Annotated in this window: 16 protein-coding genes; 7 read left to right on the plus strand and 9 right to left on the minus strand. The window is 36.2% G+C overall.

What is annotated here, in order from left to right:
- Window positions 1-129: 129 nt before the first annotated feature.
- On the plus strand, window positions 130-1,617 hold the full coding sequence (locus tag EJF36_RS04900; RefSeq protein WP_458772701.1) for a mechanosensitive ion channel: 1,488 nt from the start codon (window positions 130-132) through the stop codon (window positions 1,615-1,617).
- A 109-nt stretch (window positions 1,618-1,726) separates the two neighbouring features.
- On the opposite strand, the gene EJF36_RS04905 is transcribed toward EJF36_RS04900, so the two are convergent.
- The 3 genes from EJF36_RS04905 to modA are packed head-to-tail and all read right to left on the minus strand — an operon-like array spanning window position 1,727 to window position 3,888.
- Window positions 1,727-2,386 (minus strand): ATP-binding cassette domain-containing protein, encoded by a 660-nt coding sequence (locus EJF36_RS04905; protein ID WP_125905248.1) that lies wholly within the window; start codon window positions 2,384-2,386, stop codon window positions 1,727-1,729.
- An 11-nt stretch (window positions 2,387-2,397) separates the two neighbouring features.
- Window positions 2,398-3,081 (minus strand): molybdate ABC transporter permease subunit, encoded by a 684-nt coding sequence (gene modB, locus EJF36_RS04910; protein WP_125905249.1) that lies wholly within the window; start codon window positions 3,079-3,081, stop codon window positions 2,398-2,400.
- Between the two features lie 15 nt (window positions 3,082-3,096).
- Entirely contained in the window at window positions 3,097-3,888 is a 792-nt protein-coding gene (modA, locus tag EJF36_RS04915; RefSeq protein WP_125905250.1) for a molybdate ABC transporter substrate-binding protein, read from the minus strand.
- Between the two features lie 195 nt (window positions 3,889-4,083).
- Between modA and EJF36_RS04920 the strand changes: the two genes are divergently transcribed.
- Together EJF36_RS04920 and EJF36_RS04925 are read left to right on the plus strand one after the other, a co-directional pair.
- Window positions 4,084-5,019, plus strand: a complete 936-nt coding sequence (locus tag EJF36_RS04920; RefSeq protein WP_125905251.1) for a helix-turn-helix transcriptional regulator — start codon at window positions 4,084-4,086, stop codon at window positions 5,017-5,019.
- 236 nt (window positions 5,020-5,255) lie between these two features.
- Window positions 5,256-5,510 carry a hypothetical protein gene (locus EJF36_RS04925; RefSeq protein WP_125905252.1) on the plus strand — a complete coding sequence of 85 codons (255 nt, stop codon included), beginning with the start codon at window positions 5,256-5,258 and terminating at the stop codon, window positions 5,508-5,510.
- 52 nt (window positions 5,511-5,562) lie between these two features.
- Here the strand turns inward: EJF36_RS04925 and EJF36_RS04930 are convergent, their stop codons facing one another.
- Genes EJF36_RS04930 through EJF36_RS04945 form a run of 4 tightly spaced genes read right to left on the minus strand, consistent with a single transcriptional unit; the run spans window position 5,563 to window position 8,809 of the window.
- Window positions 5,563-6,780 (minus strand): ABC-2 family transporter permease, encoded by a 1,218-nt coding sequence (locus EJF36_RS04930; RefSeq protein ID WP_125905253.1) that lies wholly within the window; start codon window positions 6,778-6,780, stop codon window positions 5,563-5,565.
- Window positions 6,773-7,642, minus strand: a complete 870-nt coding sequence (locus EJF36_RS04935) for an ABC transporter ATP-binding protein (protein ID WP_125905254.1) — start codon at window positions 7,640-7,642, stop codon at window positions 6,773-6,775. The genes EJF36_RS04930 and EJF36_RS04935 overlap by 8 nt, the downstream gene beginning before the upstream one ends.
- Window positions 7,627-8,355: a hypothetical protein gene (locus EJF36_RS04940; RefSeq protein ID WP_125905255.1), complete on the minus strand. Its 729-nt coding sequence runs from the start codon at window positions 8,353-8,355 to the stop codon at window positions 7,627-7,629. The genes EJF36_RS04935 and EJF36_RS04940 overlap by 16 nt, the downstream gene beginning before the upstream one ends.
- Complete coding sequence (locus tag EJF36_RS04945; protein WP_125905256.1) at window positions 8,348-8,809, minus strand: RNA polymerase sigma factor; 462 nt, start codon at window positions 8,807-8,809, stop codon at window positions 8,348-8,350. Before EJF36_RS04945 ends, EJF36_RS04940 begins: the two co-directional genes overlap by 8 nt.
- Window positions 8,810-9,036: 227 nt before the next feature.
- Here EJF36_RS04945 and EJF36_RS04950 point away from each other — a divergent pair, with 227 nt between their 5' ends.
- Together EJF36_RS04950 and EJF36_RS04955 are read left to right on the plus strand one after the other, a co-directional pair.
- Complete coding sequence (locus EJF36_RS04950; protein WP_125905257.1) at window positions 9,037-9,906, plus strand: hypothetical protein; 870 nt, start codon at window positions 9,037-9,039, stop codon at window positions 9,904-9,906.
- A 308-nt stretch (window positions 9,907-10,214) separates the two neighbouring features.
- Window positions 10,215-10,691 carry a GNAT family N-acetyltransferase gene (locus tag EJF36_RS04955; protein ID WP_185806814.1) on the plus strand — a complete coding sequence of 159 codons (477 nt, stop codon included), beginning with the start codon at window positions 10,215-10,217 and terminating at the stop codon, window positions 10,689-10,691.
- 156 nt (window positions 10,692-10,847) lie between these two features.
- Here the strand turns inward: EJF36_RS04955 and EJF36_RS04960 are convergent, their stop codons facing one another.
- On the minus strand, window positions 10,848-11,108 hold the full coding sequence (locus EJF36_RS04960) for a hypothetical protein (protein ID WP_125905259.1): 261 nt from the start codon (window positions 11,106-11,108) through the stop codon (window positions 10,848-10,850).
- A 209-nt stretch (window positions 11,109-11,317) separates the two neighbouring features.
- Between EJF36_RS04960 and EJF36_RS04965 the strand changes: the two genes are divergently transcribed.
- Together EJF36_RS04965 and EJF36_RS04970 are read left to right on the plus strand one after the other, a co-directional pair.
- The gene (locus EJF36_RS04965; RefSeq protein WP_125905260.1) at window positions 11,318-13,219 is read left to right on the plus strand and encodes an alpha/beta fold hydrolase; all 1,902 of its coding nucleotides are present in this window, start codon (window positions 11,318-11,320) and stop codon (window positions 13,217-13,219) included.
- 263 nt (window positions 13,220-13,482) lie between these two features.
- A complete protein-coding gene (locus EJF36_RS04970; RefSeq protein ID WP_125905261.1) occupies window positions 13,483-13,674 on the plus strand; it encodes a hypothetical protein in 192 nt (63 codons plus the stop codon).
- Window positions 13,675-13,711: 37 nt separating this feature from the next.
- Here EJF36_RS04970 and EJF36_RS04975 read toward each other — a convergent pair whose 3' ends face one another.
- On the minus strand, window positions 13,712-15,643 hold the full coding sequence (locus tag EJF36_RS04975; protein WP_125905262.1) for an AMP-binding protein: 1,932 nt from the start codon (window positions 15,641-15,643) through the stop codon (window positions 13,712-13,714).
- Between the last annotated feature and the right edge of the window lie 12 nt (window positions 15,644-15,655).

A 15,655-nucleotide genomic window follows, 5' to 3' on the forward strand; every position in this document is an offset into this window, starting at 1 on the left:
AAGAAATATAATGGTGAAAAAATAAAATTAATAGGTTTAGAGAGAGCGCAGACGGGAAAATAACCTATGTACTACAATATACGAGGAGTGATGCACTTGAGAGATATAGACAGTATTGTTCAATCGTTTATGAGTTATTTAGGAAATTTACCTGATCTGTTATTTGCTCTAATCGTCTTATTTATCGGGTGGTTAATAGCTAAAGGAATAGGCAGTGGCGTCACAAAGCTACTTAAAAAGTTTCAGCTACATAACAAGCTGTTTGATGGTAATGAAGAGAGAAAGGAAACTGCTGAAAAGGCTGTCGGAAAAACAGTTTATTATATTTTGATGGTATTTGTGTTTATTTTATTCTTCAACATTCTAAATTTAAGCATTATCGCTGCACCACTAGTTGAGATGTTGTCATCTATTACAACAGCCATACCAAGTGTGCTAAAAGCAGCCCTTGTTCTTTTATTAGGTTGGGTTATCGCAACTGTCTTCAGTTGGTTAATTGAAAAAGGTGCCCGTCTGTTCAAGCTGAAAGAGCGTTTTGTTCAGTGGGGTGTCGTACGTTCTGAAGAAGAAGCTGAAAAAGCTGTTAAGAGCACGTCTAAAGTTGTCTTTTACTTAATTTTACTCATTTTTATTCCTGGCGTATTAAGCGCCCTGAATATTACAGGGGTTTCTGAGCCATTTGCAGGAATGATCGGAAGTTTATTGGCATTCTTACCTAAACTGTTTGCTGCTACCTTAATTGTATTAATTGGTTGGGTCATTGCGAGAATTGTCAGAGATATCATAAAAAACTTATTGGCAAATGTAGGAGTCGATCGTTTATCCAATAAATTCGGTTTATCTAAAATTCTAGATGGAACTAGTCTTTCGTCAATTATTGGAACCATCGTCTACGTACTGATTCTGATTCCAGTAGTCATTGCCGCACTCGAGCGTCTTAACATTAACGGTATTTCAGACCCTGCCGTTAATATGCTGAATGAATTCTTAACAATGCTGCCAAATATTATTGTGGCCATCGTTTTAGTGCTCGTCGGTTTATGGCTAGGGAAATGGACAAGCAATATTGTTAGCAATTTACTTGAAAATATGGGTGTCAATTCGTTACTATCACGAATGGGTCTTGGAAAATTAGATTCAGAAAATAGCAATACGACTCTATCAAAAATTATCGGTCAAATTGCTCAAGTTGTCATCGCGTTATTATTCATTATTGAAGCTTTAGAAGTAGTAGAGTTAAGCTTTATCGTAACGCTAGCAACCGGTGTATTTGCATACTTACCTTATCTATTTACAGCTCTAATTATTCTAGGTGTAGGATTTTACCTTGGGAATCTGGTTCAAAAAATGTTACAACGCGTTCTACAAGGTCATGAACTTTATAAAGTTCTAGGATACATCGCCAAATACACAATCATCACACTGTCCTTCTTTATGGCATTAGATCAGTTAGGTGTTGCGGCTTCCATCGTTAATGCAGCATTCGTGTTAGTTCTAGGTGGATTGGCGTTAGCATTCGGCTTATCCTTCGGACTTGGTGGTAAAGAATTAGCATCAAAGTACTTAAGCAAATGGACTAGTAAGCTGAGCGATTCAGAAGAAAATACTAATCTGTAAAAACAAAAGGGTGGGCCGTTAGTTGGCTCACCTTTTAATTTAGGGCTATTTACTTCGGGTGATTTCTGTTCTCTTTGCTGTTTATTGATCTCATAATTGAAATTTTAAACTAAAATGTTAGAAGACTATTCTGTTCATTTTGATTTGTAATTCTTTCTGTAATTATTCCGTTACTCATTCGAAGGATTTGACTACCTATTTTTTTAGCTTCTTGAAGGTCATGTGTAACCATAATCACGGGAATATTCCATATACTATGGAGCCGCAATAATTCTGACTGACATTCTTCTCGAATCTCTTGATCCAATGCAGAAAATGGTTCATCAAGTAATAATATCTGTGGTTTGGTTGCTAAAGCCCGTGCTAAAGCCACTCTTTGTTTTTCTCCCCCAGAAATTTGTCTAGGATATTTGTTAAGAAGGTGCGGAATATCAAGAACTGTTATTAATTGTTTAACAAGGCTGTTATCCTTACTACCATATTCAATATTTTTAATAACAGTCATATGCGGGAATAATGCGTAATCCTGAAATAAGTAACCAACATTCCTTTTTTGAATAGGCAATGCATGTTTTTTCCCTTTGAAGAGTATTGTTTCGAATAGTGAGATAGTCCCTGTATCTGGTCTGGTCAGACCTGATATACAGTTAAGAATGGTTGTTTTACCTGATCCCGATGGACCAAATAATATTGCTATTTCATTTTCCACTTGAAAATCAACATCAATCGTAAAGTTAGGCATTTTCTTTTGAATATTTACAGAAAGCATATGCACAACCTCTAATCATTTGTATTCGCTGAGAATTTTAATATATTACGTTTAGTCCACCAATTCAGCCACATGATGGAACTAAATCCAAGGAGAACAATAATGATAACCCAAGTGGTCGCAATCTCCGTTTTTCCTGATTCAACAGCAAAGTAGATAGCTATTGGAATCGTATCTGTTTTATTAGGAATATAACCAGCAAGCATTAACGTTGCTCCAAACTCCCCTAAAGCTCTTGCAAAAGTAAGAACAATACCTGCAAGTAATCCTGGAAATGCAAGAGGAAAAGATATCGTCCAGAATACCTTCCATTTTGATGCACCCATTGTGAGTGCAGCATTTTCTACATTCAAGTCAAAATTTCTAAATGCAGCAGATGCACTCTGATACATAAGTGGAAAAGAAACGACAACAGAAGCGATGACAGCCCCAATCCATGTGAATACTATTTGAAAGTCAAACCAGTCTAATAATAAACTACCAATAGGACCGTTTTTACCAAATAAAAATAATAGTCCAAATCCTACAACAGTAGGTGGTAATACCATTGGTAATAAGATAATCGACTCAATCACATTTTTACCTGGGAATTCGTTTCGAGACACAACTCTTGCTAAAAAAACTCCAAAGATAAAAACAATAAAGGTTGCTATACTTGCTACTTTTAAGGATAGGAATAATGGTGAATAATTCATTGGCCTCACACCTTCTTACTTAAATCCATATTGAGCTAAAATATCTTTTGCAGCATCGGTTTGCAGAAATTGGACAAATAACTTTGCAGCTTCAGCATTATCACTGTCTGCTATTACTGCTGCAGGATACACAATTGGTGTATGCCAATCTGAATTCGCTTCTGCTAAAATTTCTACTCGTTCAGAAATGGAAGCGTCACTAGAGTATACAAACCCTAGATCTGTATTACCTGATTGTACATAAGCTAAGACTTGCCGAACATCTTTCGCCAAAACAACCTTCTCTTGCAGTTGCTCCCATTTTCCAATACTAACAAGCGATTCCTTTGCGTATTTTCCAGCAGGTACACTATCTGGATTTCCAATAGAAATTTGGCCTATTGGACTTTGATTAATATCCTCAAATGAATTTATATCATATGACTTTTCTTTTTGTGCAATAAGTACAATTTTGTTTCCAGTAAAATTAATTCTCGTTTCAGGTAAGATGTGTTCTTCTGCTTCAAGGGTGTCCATCCAGTTTTGGTTGGCGGATAGAAAGACGTCCGTTGGTGCGCCCTGTAGAATTTGTTGGGCTAGAGTTCCTGATCCTCCGAAATTATATGAAATATCCACTGAAGTATAAGTAGATTCAAAAGTTTTTTCTAACTCTAACAAAGCATCTGTTAAACTTGCTGCTGCAGAGACTAGTACCTCACTTTTTTTGTTATGTTTGTTGCTAGTAGATTCGCTTGCCCCTTGATTGTTACATCCGATTAAAAACAAAAATACAAACAGAATAACAGTGACTAACTTAAAACGTTTCATTCATAAACCTCCGGTGTTATGTAATCTAATTATAAGTAGGTATAAGTGATTAGTCATAAATAGTTTTAAATGGAAAATTGTTATAAGTAGTTATAACTAATTATAACTACTTATATTTAAATTATAATTAGGAATCTAATTCATGTGAATGATAAAATATGAATATACGATAAATATTTTTGGAGGTTATCTATTATGCCTGAGAATGAGTCTTATACAACAGAAGAAATTGCTCAAATTCTAAAGGTATCGAAATTGACCGTTTACGATCTTATAAAAAAAGGGAAATTACCAGCATATAGAGTCGGAAGACAAATGAGAGTGGATGCTTCAGATCTTGAGGAATATAAGAACAAGGAAAAAAGGATTCGGAAAAGTGAAGGCTCAATCGTCAAAGGCAATAATACTGTGAAAATTCCTCAGCAAAATTCGCGGTCAGTAATAATAAGTGGACAAGACAACTGCCTAGATTTGCTTACAAAGTATCTTGAAAAAGAGGCAATAGGGATAAGACCACTTCGTTCGTATGTTGGCAGTTTAGACAGCTTGATAACTATGTATAAAGGAGAAGCAGATATTGTAAGCACTCATTTATATGATAGTGAAACTGGAGAATTCAATATTCCTTACATAAGAAGAATATTAGTAAGCAACCCCTTGATAGTAGTAAATTTAATAACGAGACAATCCGGATTCTATGTTGCTAAAGGGAATCCAAAGAAAATAAGTAAATTTAAAGATTTGTTAAGTGATAATGTAAAACTAATAAATCGAGAAAAGGGATCGGGAGCACGAATCTTTCTTGATGAAAAGTTAAGAGAGGAAGGGATCTGCCCTGCAGATATAAAAGGTTATCTTAATGAAGAAACTAGTCATTTAGGTGTTGGAGGAATCATTTCAAAAGGAGTTGCTGATGTTGGTATTGGCACAGAAAAAGTAGCGAAGATTGTCGGAGTTGATTTTATTCCCTTAATTAATGAAAGATATGATTTAGTAATGTTAAAGTCCGAGGAGAATAAACAATTGATTTCAACAATTCTTAGAATACTTCAATCAGGTACTCTTAAAGAAGAGTTAGCATCAATTGGATATGATGTATCTAATACAGGTAATATTATGTATGAGCAATAGAAGGACATTAGCCCAAATAGGGAATAGGATAGTGTCTTTTTATTGCTAGATTTTAGCTATTTAATAGTAAATTGGTATGGGTTATTTTTTGCTAAAGAAGAGCATTTCTTCAAGAAGGAGAAGTGCTTTTGTGTTGGAATTATTTTACTGACGAAGCAGAATAGCATACAAGAATTTTGTATGCTAACTAATCATATTTATGGTGTAAGTGTTAATGTATGATTGGAGGACTTTTAATGGTGAATTGGAGTCAAATAAGAGAAAAAGGAAAACAAAGATTTGTCTTGATGTTTAGCCTTGTCTTATCATTACCGCTTGTAATTGACTACTATATAATTAAATTTCTCCTTAACTCATTTAGAATTGAGATTGCAATTACTGAGGTATTAATTGTATGGATTATATGTTTAACAATAGGGTTTGCATTCGCTTTATATGGTTGGAGTAGGATGGAAAAAGATTGGCATGAAAATAATTCCTTATTCAAGTAAACTCAGTTTAGTGAAACAAGGAGCTGTTAATACCCCAGCTCCGGTGGATAGTTCAAAGAACCTGGTGATTTTTAAAACTGTGATATGCAAATGGTAAAAGAACGATGGTCATCAATAATGAAAATATCGGCATAAATATAAAAGGAGACACTGATACGTTTATCATTTCATATTGAATAGGCGATAAAGTTGACCAAATTGTCATCATATTAGACGGAAGCAAATGAAACAAATTATATAGCAAGATATTTGTTTCTGACACGCTCATCATCATAGGTGTAAAAGTGATCACGCTAATGATAATGATAACACCAAAAGGTGATTTGAACTTCGATGAAAGTAACAAAGTGATAGCAACCGTAAAAATGTTTGCAAGTAATATACAACCTGCGAAGATAGCTGATACCTGCCACATATTGAATGGATATACACTTAGTGGTTGAAATAATTGGAAGGCTGCCAAAGCTCCGTCGAATCCATATAAAAACATACACTCCAAATAAGTAATGACTGCTAGAAACATGTAAATAATTGTGGCAAATGAAATACCAGTGAATAGCTTTGCAAAAATAACTTTATTTTTCCCGTACTTCGACGACAGAATCAATTGAGCAGCGCCTGTACCGTATTCTTCTGAAAAAATGGGAGCAATACAAATAGCAACTGCAAAGCAACACATTACCCCTGTTGTATACATGACAACTAGAAATCTCTGATAACCTTCTATTGAATCAAACACAAATGGTTTTTTTACATTTGAGTCTAGGTGTAGTAACTTTTCTTTTGATCTATCACGTAACGATGTGTTCTGAACGACATCTTGTACTTTGGATTGTCTAATGGTATAAAAATCTTCTGCTTGTTTTGTGCTTAGATTTTGAAGATCCTCAAGTGCGAATCTCTGAGCTCCTGTATTATATACAGGTATCATAATTCTTCTTATGCTGCTGTATGGTCGGGCATATTGCTCATATTCCATGGTTGTTATATAGCGTTCTTTTTCAGGGATTTTTGCGTATGCTTCTCTTGTCTCTAAAAGTAAGCTAGAATCAAGCTTTCGCCCGGCTAGTGCTCTTGCATACTCTATGTCGGTAACCATAGATTCATACTTACTTTCCTTTGGTATACCATCAACATAATGGTGGCCTATGAGTGTTCCTACATTTCCTAAAACAATAGCTAACAATGCTAAAAATAGTGTTATATATGTACTTTTCCTTTTAAAGATCTTCTTATATTCAAACCTTACAAGATCCCAAAAACTACTCATTGTCACTCACCTCACTAAAGTAGTATAAATATAAGTCTTCTAATGTAGCCTGTACACTATGGGCCTGCTCACAAGGTTTTTTATCACACACTAGCCGCAAAAACACATTGGACTCATTTTCTCTAATATTAATGACAGGGTAAGTTGACATCATTTTTTCTGCTGTTTGGGGATCAACGTTACATTCAAAAACCTTATGATCAATTACTCTTATAATCTCTTCTAAACTTCCCCTATGAATAAACTGTCCATCTTTCATCATTAATATAGTACCAGCTATATTTTCAATGTCAGATACGATGTGTGTAGATAAAAGTACAATTCTTTCCGCACCAAGACGAGAAATAAGGTTACGGAAACGCACCCGTTCTTTAGGATCTAGTCCCGCAGTTGGTTCGTCCAAAATTAAGATTTTCGGATTGTTGAGCAAAGCCTGGGCAATGCCTAGCCGCTGTTTCATTCCACCAGAAAAAGTTTTTATTTTCTTTTTTCTTACATCGGTTAGTGACACTAGTTCTAGAAGTTCCGCTGACTTTTCTTTTGCTCTTTTTTTGTTTAGTCCCTTCAAACTTGCCATATAATACAAAAACTCTATGGCTGTAAATTCTGGATAATAACCAAATTCTTGAGGTAAATAGCCTAAAGCTTCCCGATACTCTTCTTGCTGCACATCTATTCCGTTAAACGTCACTTCCCCACTGGTAGGTTTGAGTACACCACACATCATACGTATTAATGTAGTTTTTCCTGCCCCATTAGCGCCTAATAGTCCATAAACTCCTTTACTGAGTGTAATAGAAATGCGATCAACAGCAATTTTGTTTTCATATTGCTTTGTTAAGCGGTCTATGTTAAGTTCCACGCTAACTCCTCCAATTTCTTTATATATTTAACAGTCTGTATTGCCACTGCTACGAGTAAGATGCAAAATGCAATACCCCATACGTAGAATAATTGATCAGCAAAAAGGCTTACATTTGAAACACTTATAATGCTGCTGGAAATACTGACAAAACAACTGATACCTCCACATATATAGGTTACTTCTCTTGTTTTGAAATGGTTTAGTACGAGTAAGGATAGAACACAAGTAAGTAAAAAGGGAACAAGTAGATAAATCCCAACACGTATTAAGCCATACTCCATTTTTTCAAACAATGCTAATATCAGGATAGTGAATGTGACTAAGTGAATCCCGCTTAAAATTCCTAAACGTACGAGTATAATATTTAAAAGATTATATTTACAACTCATTTCAAGCTCAGCCATGTTATACGATTTACTTCGTGCAACCTCGGTAATAAAGAGTAGTGCTATAAATGGTAAGATGGACGAAATTGACCATAACACGCTAAACGAATTGATATCAGTTAACAAATACAAGCTTAATAGCGCACCTATTAATATAAGGCTAGAACTAATCCACACTCGTTTTCTAATATAGAATACTTGATTATAAATAAAGTCTAGGTTGCTTGTCTTAGGGAAGTCTAGATTTTTCAAAAACTCATCTTTCCGTTTTGGAGTAGGCGTGTGAAAGGCTGATTTTAATTCGATTTTTAGTTTTCTATTCAAAAAAATCATCCTCCCTTAGCATCTGTTTTAAATTCTTTAGTGCTTTCTGTAACTTTCGATAAATAACAAATCGAGAACAGCCTGCAATGCTACTAACTTCTGCTAATGACAAGTCATTTACATAGCGAAGTAAAACGAGCTCCTGTAAATCTTTTGATAAGGATTCTACTGCCTGTTTGACTTCAAAATTTGTTGCAAACCTATCAAACTCACTTCCTACTGGAATATCCTGCTGTAAGGACTCCACTTTTATCTTTTTATTGGCATCAATACACAGATTTCTAGCAATGGTATAGAGGTATGCAAGAGGCTTCCCTCGATTGATATAAGAAGTTTGACTAAAATATTTCAAGAACGTTTCCTGTGTCAAATCTTCTGCTAATTGCTGATTTCTTGTTTTAAAATAACAATATCGATAGATTTTATCGTATTGATCTTCGAGATCTAAAGACACACGGCAGCCTCCTTTCACTATGTATAACGACTGGGGAGAGATAAATGTGCGGAAAAAAATGAAAATGTTACCCAATTAATTTCATCATATCTTTTATCTATTGTTCATCATATGGACTTTTTCTTACAGATTGTAAATTTCAAGAGGAATGTCAAATCTTTAAGAAGGAAATGGCCTTTGTTTATTGAAATAAAGAAGCAAGTTAGTATGAAATGGCGGGAGATATATTGAGAACATTACAAACGATACTGTTTACTTGTGTACTTATTTTACTATTGGTTGGATGTAAGGTTGAAGAAGTTGATGTATATGATATGGAGAATTCACAACTTAAAGAGCATAACAACCTTCTTCAAGAGAAGATTGTTAGATTAGAAGATAAAATCAACAAGATAGAAAAAGATAATTTATTAACTTCCCCAGCTGCTGTGGAACAATGGTATGAAGAATTTGATAAGAAGTTTTCATTACTTAGAGTGGATAATTGGGATAAAGTGAGTATCTCAAAACCTGGGGACGACAATGAAGTTACTATTTCTGATGAAAGAATAATGACTGCTATTGGGGACTTAATTGGTGGATTTAGAGACCCGGAACCATTTGGAAGTGGACCGTTTTCTGACGTGCCCAACTATCAATATACTTTTGTTAAAGATGGAGAAGAGTTAACAATTGATGTCATAGCTCGAGACATCATTAGGGTTAACGATGAGTACTACGCTACTAGTGAAAATTTGCATCTATTAGGAAACGCATTTTTAACACCTCCTCCATATCTTGAGGGGAATATTCCAATCATGACGAAGTTAGCATTAAGTGGGTATGTGGAAGTAGACACGGATTATTCGTATGGAATGTTTTCCTCTTTTAGAATTATTAATTTAACAAATGCACTAGCAGAATTAGGTGAACAAATTGATTATGTTCCTTCTGAATTAAGTGAAATCTCATTAACATTACATTTTTATTTTTTTGGTGAAAAAATAACGTTAACAGTATTTAATGAAAAGTACACTAAAGTAACAAATGGCGTTAAAGAATATTGGTTTATCATAAATGACCCACATGTCTTTGAGAATATACTGAATGCTGGATAAAAATTTATTTTCCTCCTATACATCATGGTTTCTTACCTGGAGCAAGGATTACAACCTTTATTTCGTGTTAGCAGAGCGGGTTAGTAGGCAAGTGCAATGTAATAGGGATAATAATGGTTCTTTAAAGAGAAATAAATTTCTCGTCTTTTTACTGAAGGGATAGGCGAATATTATATGTGTTAGGTATTAGATTGCGTTCAATACTGTGAGTTATATTATCTGTCTCTCTTTTCGTAGAACCACACTGTTGCTTCTAAATCTTTCGGAGAGAGAACTTTAATTTTCGATTTAAGTAGGTGATGTTGATTATGGAGTTTAAAGAAATTACGTGGGATAATCTCTGGGATGTTTTAGCGTTAAAAGTGAATGAAACGCAAAAAAAATTTGTTGCTGATAATGCAGTATTCTTGGCTCAGGCATACGTAAATGTAAAGTATGGGTATCCTGATAGCTGTTTCGCCATATATGAAAAGAGCGAGTTAGTAGGTTTTACAAAAGTAGTATATGTTCCCTCTTGTGAAGAAGCATATAATTTTAAAGAAGATTGCTATATGATCGATGTGTTAATGATTGATAAAAAATATCAAAAACATGGCTTTGGAAAAAAGGCATTAAAAATGATTTTACAATATATTGAGTCCTGCCCGTTTGGAGAATATGATTCAATCAAGCTTTTATGTAATGATGAAAATATTAATGCAATACATGTATATCATAGCTTTGGTTTTATAAGTACTGATGTAATTATAAGAGGAAGAAGACTTTTTACTCGTAATAAAACATGAACAATAACGAATAGAAAAAAGGATGTCAAATGCCATCCTTTTTTCTATTCGTTATTTTGTTGAGTCGTCTATTAATATTAATTTCATGCAACTGTAGATTTATATCCTACACTAAACAGAACCCGTAGCCAATTGACTACGGGAGAACAGTTTGTATTAAGCGAGTTGTTTTGGTTGTGAAAATTCAACCGAATTTTGTGCGATTTGAAGTTTTACGACTGTTGCTTTTAAGGTAGTTGGAGGATCTGAATCAAGTCCGAGCTGAATGTTTGATAAATCAACTACAGAACGAGCTAGCTGTTCTACAGCATTTTTTAACAGGTATTCGTCATACTCCTTGCCATCTCGCAGCATTGATTGAAGTATCTCCTTGGCTTGACGGTTAATTCTCAGCATTTTGTCACGTTCTTCGCTCATTCGTAAAGCCCCCCTTTTATAAAGTGAACTTCCCACTAATGTAGTATATGTGAGCAACAGACAAGTAGAAGGTCTCTATCATATATAATTACATATTTTTTATGAAAATCCTTTTTTTGTAACAAATTGTACAAAAATACCTGCGAAATCATCGAACTTCATATGAAAGCAATTCGTATTATAAGTGTTATGGAAAAGGAGGGAAAATAATGCTGAAAAAAAATATTCAGTATGTCATAATTATCGCTTTAATGTTTGGCTCGATTTTTGGAGTGAGCTTTAATAGCGTTCAGGCTGAGGAAATGCTGAACGCTGAAGAGGTAGCGGAACAATTTTTAACTTACATGCAAGAAAAACAATGGGATGAAATGTATGACATGTTCAGTTCTAATGTAAAGGAACTTGATGAAAAGGATAAGGTAATTACATTAGTTACTGCTGTTATGACACAGTTTACAGCACAGTATGGGGAACTCACTGAACCGACAGATGTTACGGTTAGTAAAAATCTCGTTTTTTCAAAAGTAACATTTGTGTTTAATGTAGCGGTTGCGGATCAGACTATGCCAATGGAACTAATAATCTATGTAAATGATGATGGTTCAGTTGAAAGTTTTTCGGGACCAACACCCCAAATGGAAACAAACTATCAAGCACCTACATATGAAGTAGAGGATGCCTACACGGAAAAAGATGTTGTAGTGGGTGAAGGTAAGTATGCTTTACCAGGGAAATTAATTATTCCTACTCAAGAAGTAGGACCATTTCCAACAGTTGTTCTTGTACATGGTTCGGGGCCAAATGATATGGATGAAACCATTTATTCGACTAAATCATTTCGCGATATGGCAGTAGGATTAGCGAACGAAGGCATTGCGGTATTACGATATGATAAACGTACGAAAATCCATGGATTAAAGGCCTCCCTCATGCCAGATTTAACGGTAAAAGAAGAAACTGTTGATGATGCGATTGAGGCTGTTAAACTAGTAAGCTCTATGCCTGAACTTGATAGTACAAATATATTTGTAGTTGGTCATAGCTTAGGTGGCTATGTTTTACCAAGAATTTTAGAAGCAGATACAGAAGGTTTAATAGCGGGCGGGATTAGCTTAGCGGGTCCCATTACACCATTACATGAGCTACTTTTATGGCAATATGAGCAAGGCTTGGAACGCGGCAAGAAACTTGGTGCCACACCGGAACAATTGGCTCAAGGAGAGGCTATGCTAGCTCAATGGAGTGCTATAGTAGACGTCTTAAATAATCCTGACTACAACGCTACGAATGTACCAGCAGAAGTAGGATTAGGAAATCAGGCGGCGTATTGGTTTGATTTACGTGATTATGACGCTGGCACACTAGCGGCTCAACAAACGGTTCCTTTGTTGTTTTTACAAGGTGAAAAAGATTTACAAGTGCCAGTAAGCGAGTTAGATATTTGGAAAGAAGCATTGCAAGGCTACTCGAACGTAACGTATAAAACGTACCCTAATCTAACGCACATACTTGTTAACTTTGCGGGTGTACCTACGACGTTGGAATATGCAATACCAGCCAATGTTCCAATAGAGTTTATAGAAGATATAGCAAGTTGGGTAAAAACGGGGACGGTGAAGGAACGTGTTGCGATGACACAGTTGTTTACTGACTTTGATCCAGATGCATACTGGGCTGAACCGATGACGTGGGCAGTTGAGAATGAAATTATGAAGGGGTATGAAACTGAAAAACTATTAAAACCATATGACGCGATAACAGAACGTCAAGCTTTGACGATTTTATTTCGCTTTGCGGCATCAGCGTTATTAACGGATGAAAGCGATGAGGAATTATATGCGATTGCTGCTCAGTTAGGAGTTCCAACAAATGAAACTCCAGCTGGTGTTATTACTCGCGGAGAAGCAGCAGTATTGTTTGCGAAACTACTTGCTAGACAAGATATGACCGTTGAAGACGCTGTATCGTGGCTGTATGAAAACGGGATTGTGACTGGATATGCAAATGATAAAGGAGAATATGAAAAGACCTTTGCTTCTTATCATGCTGACGAGACGTTAACACGAGCACAAGCTATAACAATTTTACATCGAATTAACAATATGAAGTAATTAAGCAAGAAAGCTTGAGGAGTAAGACCTCAAGCTTTCTTAACGTTAAAGTGCATAAGTTGTTAACCGAGATTAGTGGCTAGCTCCAGCGCCTTGCCCCTCGAGGTCTTAAGTCGTCCCCCCTCTGTACGGGGGACGGCTTAAGCTGGTAGGCGCTGAGCAAGCCGCTTTTTTCTTACTTGGTTGAGTAAGTTGTGTTTGTATTTGTTTTCTTCTATATACCTTGTTAAAATGGTAGCAAATAATCACGTTTAGGAGGTACTATGGTTATTCAAGCAAATATGTCACCTGCTACCATTGTTTCTGTTTGGCCTGAGACAAAGAAGGTATTCGCAGAATTTGAAATTCGAATGACAGATCGGACACTGGATAAAGTTATTGCTAATCCAGAACGGCTTACTTCTATTCTAGAACATTTAAATGTAGCAATAGGAAGCTATAAAGCAAGTAATTAGCGAAGAGTTAACAGACGTTATAATGTAATCCCGTACCTCATTGTTTGGAATGAACTAAATTACGAATTTCCTCTAAACTCTCAGGATTTTCCAATGCCGACGTGTCACCTGGATCTACTTGCAGGTACGCTGCCTTAATCATCCGTCGCATAACTTTTGAATTTCTTGTTTTAGGTAAGTCAGATACGAAAAAAATTTCTGCTGGCTTCATGGCTTTTCCGAGCTTTGTTTGAACAAGATCAAATAATTGTTGTTTGATTGACTCGGCAGTATCACCTGATAACAAAACGACGAAGCATACTGCTACCTCACCTTTTGTTTTATCAGGTATTCCAATTGTCGCAGCTTCTACTACATGAGTATGATCGACTAATATCGATTCAATTTCCGTTGGACCGAGTCTTTTTCCTGCTATATTTAACGTATCATCTGAACGCCCTGTAATAGTATAAAACTGATCATCATCTTGTGACACCCAATCTCCGTGTACCCATGTATTTTTCCAACGACTCCAATATGTTTTTTCATATCGTTCGTTTTCCTGCCAAAATCCACTTGTCATGCCAACCCAAGGTTTCTTTAAAACCAATTCACCTACTTCATTTTTTACAGAAATACCGCTTGAATCATACACATCTACAGCCATCCCAGGAAGAGCCGCGTTGAAGGATACTTCTTTAATGGGCTTTACAAGCACGTTACCCAAAATGCCACCGGAAATTTCAGTGCCACCAGAATAGTTGAAGATAGGCACTTTTTTCTTGCCAACGGTTTCGAACGTCCACCACCATGGTTCGGGGTTCCAGGGCTCTCCTGTTGAGCCGATAACACGTAACGAGCTGAGGTGATGCTTGTTCACCCATTCCTCTCCATGCTTCATAAGCGAGCGAATTAATGTAGGTGAGATACCTAAGTGTGTGACGTGATGCGTATCAACTATTTGCCACAAGCGGTCTGGAGCTGGATAATCTGGTGTACCCTCAAATAGTAGAATGGTAGCGCCATTAATGAGCCCTCCAAATACTAAAAATGGCCCCATCATCCATCCCATGTCTGTATACCAAAACAAGCAATCCCCTTGACGTACATCCATTCCCATAGCGGCGTCAAACGCGGCTTTAATGGGGAAGCCTGCATGAGTATGTCTCGCACCCTTAGGTTTACCAGTCGTTCCAGATGTAAATAAAATCATCAGAGTTTCGTCCGTCCCCATTATTTCATTAGGCAGCGTTGTTTCGCTGTTCATTAATGTATCCCAATGAACATCTGTTTCTTTCCATGCTATCTCGCTTTGTAGGCGAGTGACGACAAGTGTTTTTTCAACAGAAGGTGTTTGTTGAACAGCTAAATCTGCTTGTTGTTTTAAATGAATCTGTTTGCCTCTACGTTTAAAACCATCCGCTGTAATAAGAATTTTCGCCTTGGCAGCATTCATTCGTGTGGCTACAGCGTCGGCACCATATCCAGAAAAAGCTGGACAAATGATAGCCCCTATTTTTGCTGCCGCCAATAGTGCTATTACAGTTTCAGGAATCATAGGCATGTACAGCCCTATTACATTTCCTTTTTTAACCCCAAGTAAGCGTAAGCCAATTGCTAGTTTCGTAGCCTGTCTATGCAGTTCTGGGAAAGATAAGGTTGTCTTTGTGCCGTCATCCCCCTCCCAAATAATAGCAGGGTGCTGGTGGTGCAGCCATTTCGTAACACAAGAATCATAAATGTTTAGTGTGCCCTCCGAAAACCATTTCGGATAGGGGAGACCGTTTTCTAAATTGAGCGTATCAGTATATCTTGAATTCCAGTTGATTTCTAACTCTTTTTCCGCTTGTTCCCAAAGCCATGCAACATCTTCAATACTTTTTTTATAGAAAGAATCATAGTCCTCGTAGCCAAGCTTTTTCATCCAGTTATATAAGCGTGTATTTTTTTTATATTCATCAGAAGGAATCCAAGCATTTTTTACAGGCATATCATCACCTCT

Source organism: Bacillus sp. HMF5848 (genome assembly GCF_003944835.1).
GTDB lineage: Bacteria > Bacillota > Bacilli > Bacillales > HMF5848 > HMF5848.

Coding starts and splice junctions, on each gene's coding strand:
- EJF36_RS04975 (WP_125905262.1), bottom strand. CDS start 15,643: ATGCCTGTAAAAAATGCTTGGATTCCTTCTGATGAATATAAAAAAAAT.
- EJF36_RS04965 (WP_125905260.1), top strand. CDS start 11,318: ATGCTGAAAAAAAATATTCAGTATGTCATAATTATCGCTTTAATGTTT.
- EJF36_RS04905 (WP_125905248.1), bottom strand. CDS start 2,386: ATGCTTTCTGTAAATATTCAAAAGAAAATGCCTAACTTTACGATTGAT.
- EJF36_RS04930 (WP_125905253.1), bottom strand. CDS start 6,780: ATGAGTAGTTTTTGGGATCTTGTAAGGTTTGAATATAAGAAGATCTTT.
- modB (WP_125905249.1), bottom strand. CDS start 3,081: ATGAATTATTCACCATTATTCCTATCCTTAAAAGTAGCAAGTATAGCA.
- modA (WP_125905250.1), bottom strand. CDS start 3,888: ATGAAACGTTTTAAGTTAGTCACTGTTATTCTGTTTGTATTTTTGTTT.
- EJF36_RS04960 (WP_125905259.1), bottom strand. CDS start 11,108: ATGAGCGAAGAACGTGACAAAATGCTGAGAATTAACCGTCAAGCCAAG.
- EJF36_RS04925 (WP_125905252.1), top strand. CDS start 5,256: ATGGTGAATTGGAGTCAAATAAGAGAAAAAGGAAAACAAAGATTTGTC.
- EJF36_RS04970 (WP_125905261.1), top strand. CDS start 13,483: ATGGTTATTCAAGCAAATATGTCACCTGCTACCATTGTTTCTGTTTGG.
- EJF36_RS04920 (WP_125905251.1), top strand. CDS start 4,084: ATGCCTGAGAATGAGTCTTATACAACAGAAGAAATTGCTCAAATTCTA.
- EJF36_RS04955 (WP_185806814.1), top strand. CDS start 10,215: ATGGAGTTTAAAGAAATTACGTGGGATAATCTCTGGGATGTTTTAGCG.
- EJF36_RS04900 (WP_458772701.1), top strand. CDS start 130: ATGAGTTATTTAGGAAATTTACCTGATCTGTTATTTGCTCTAATCGTC.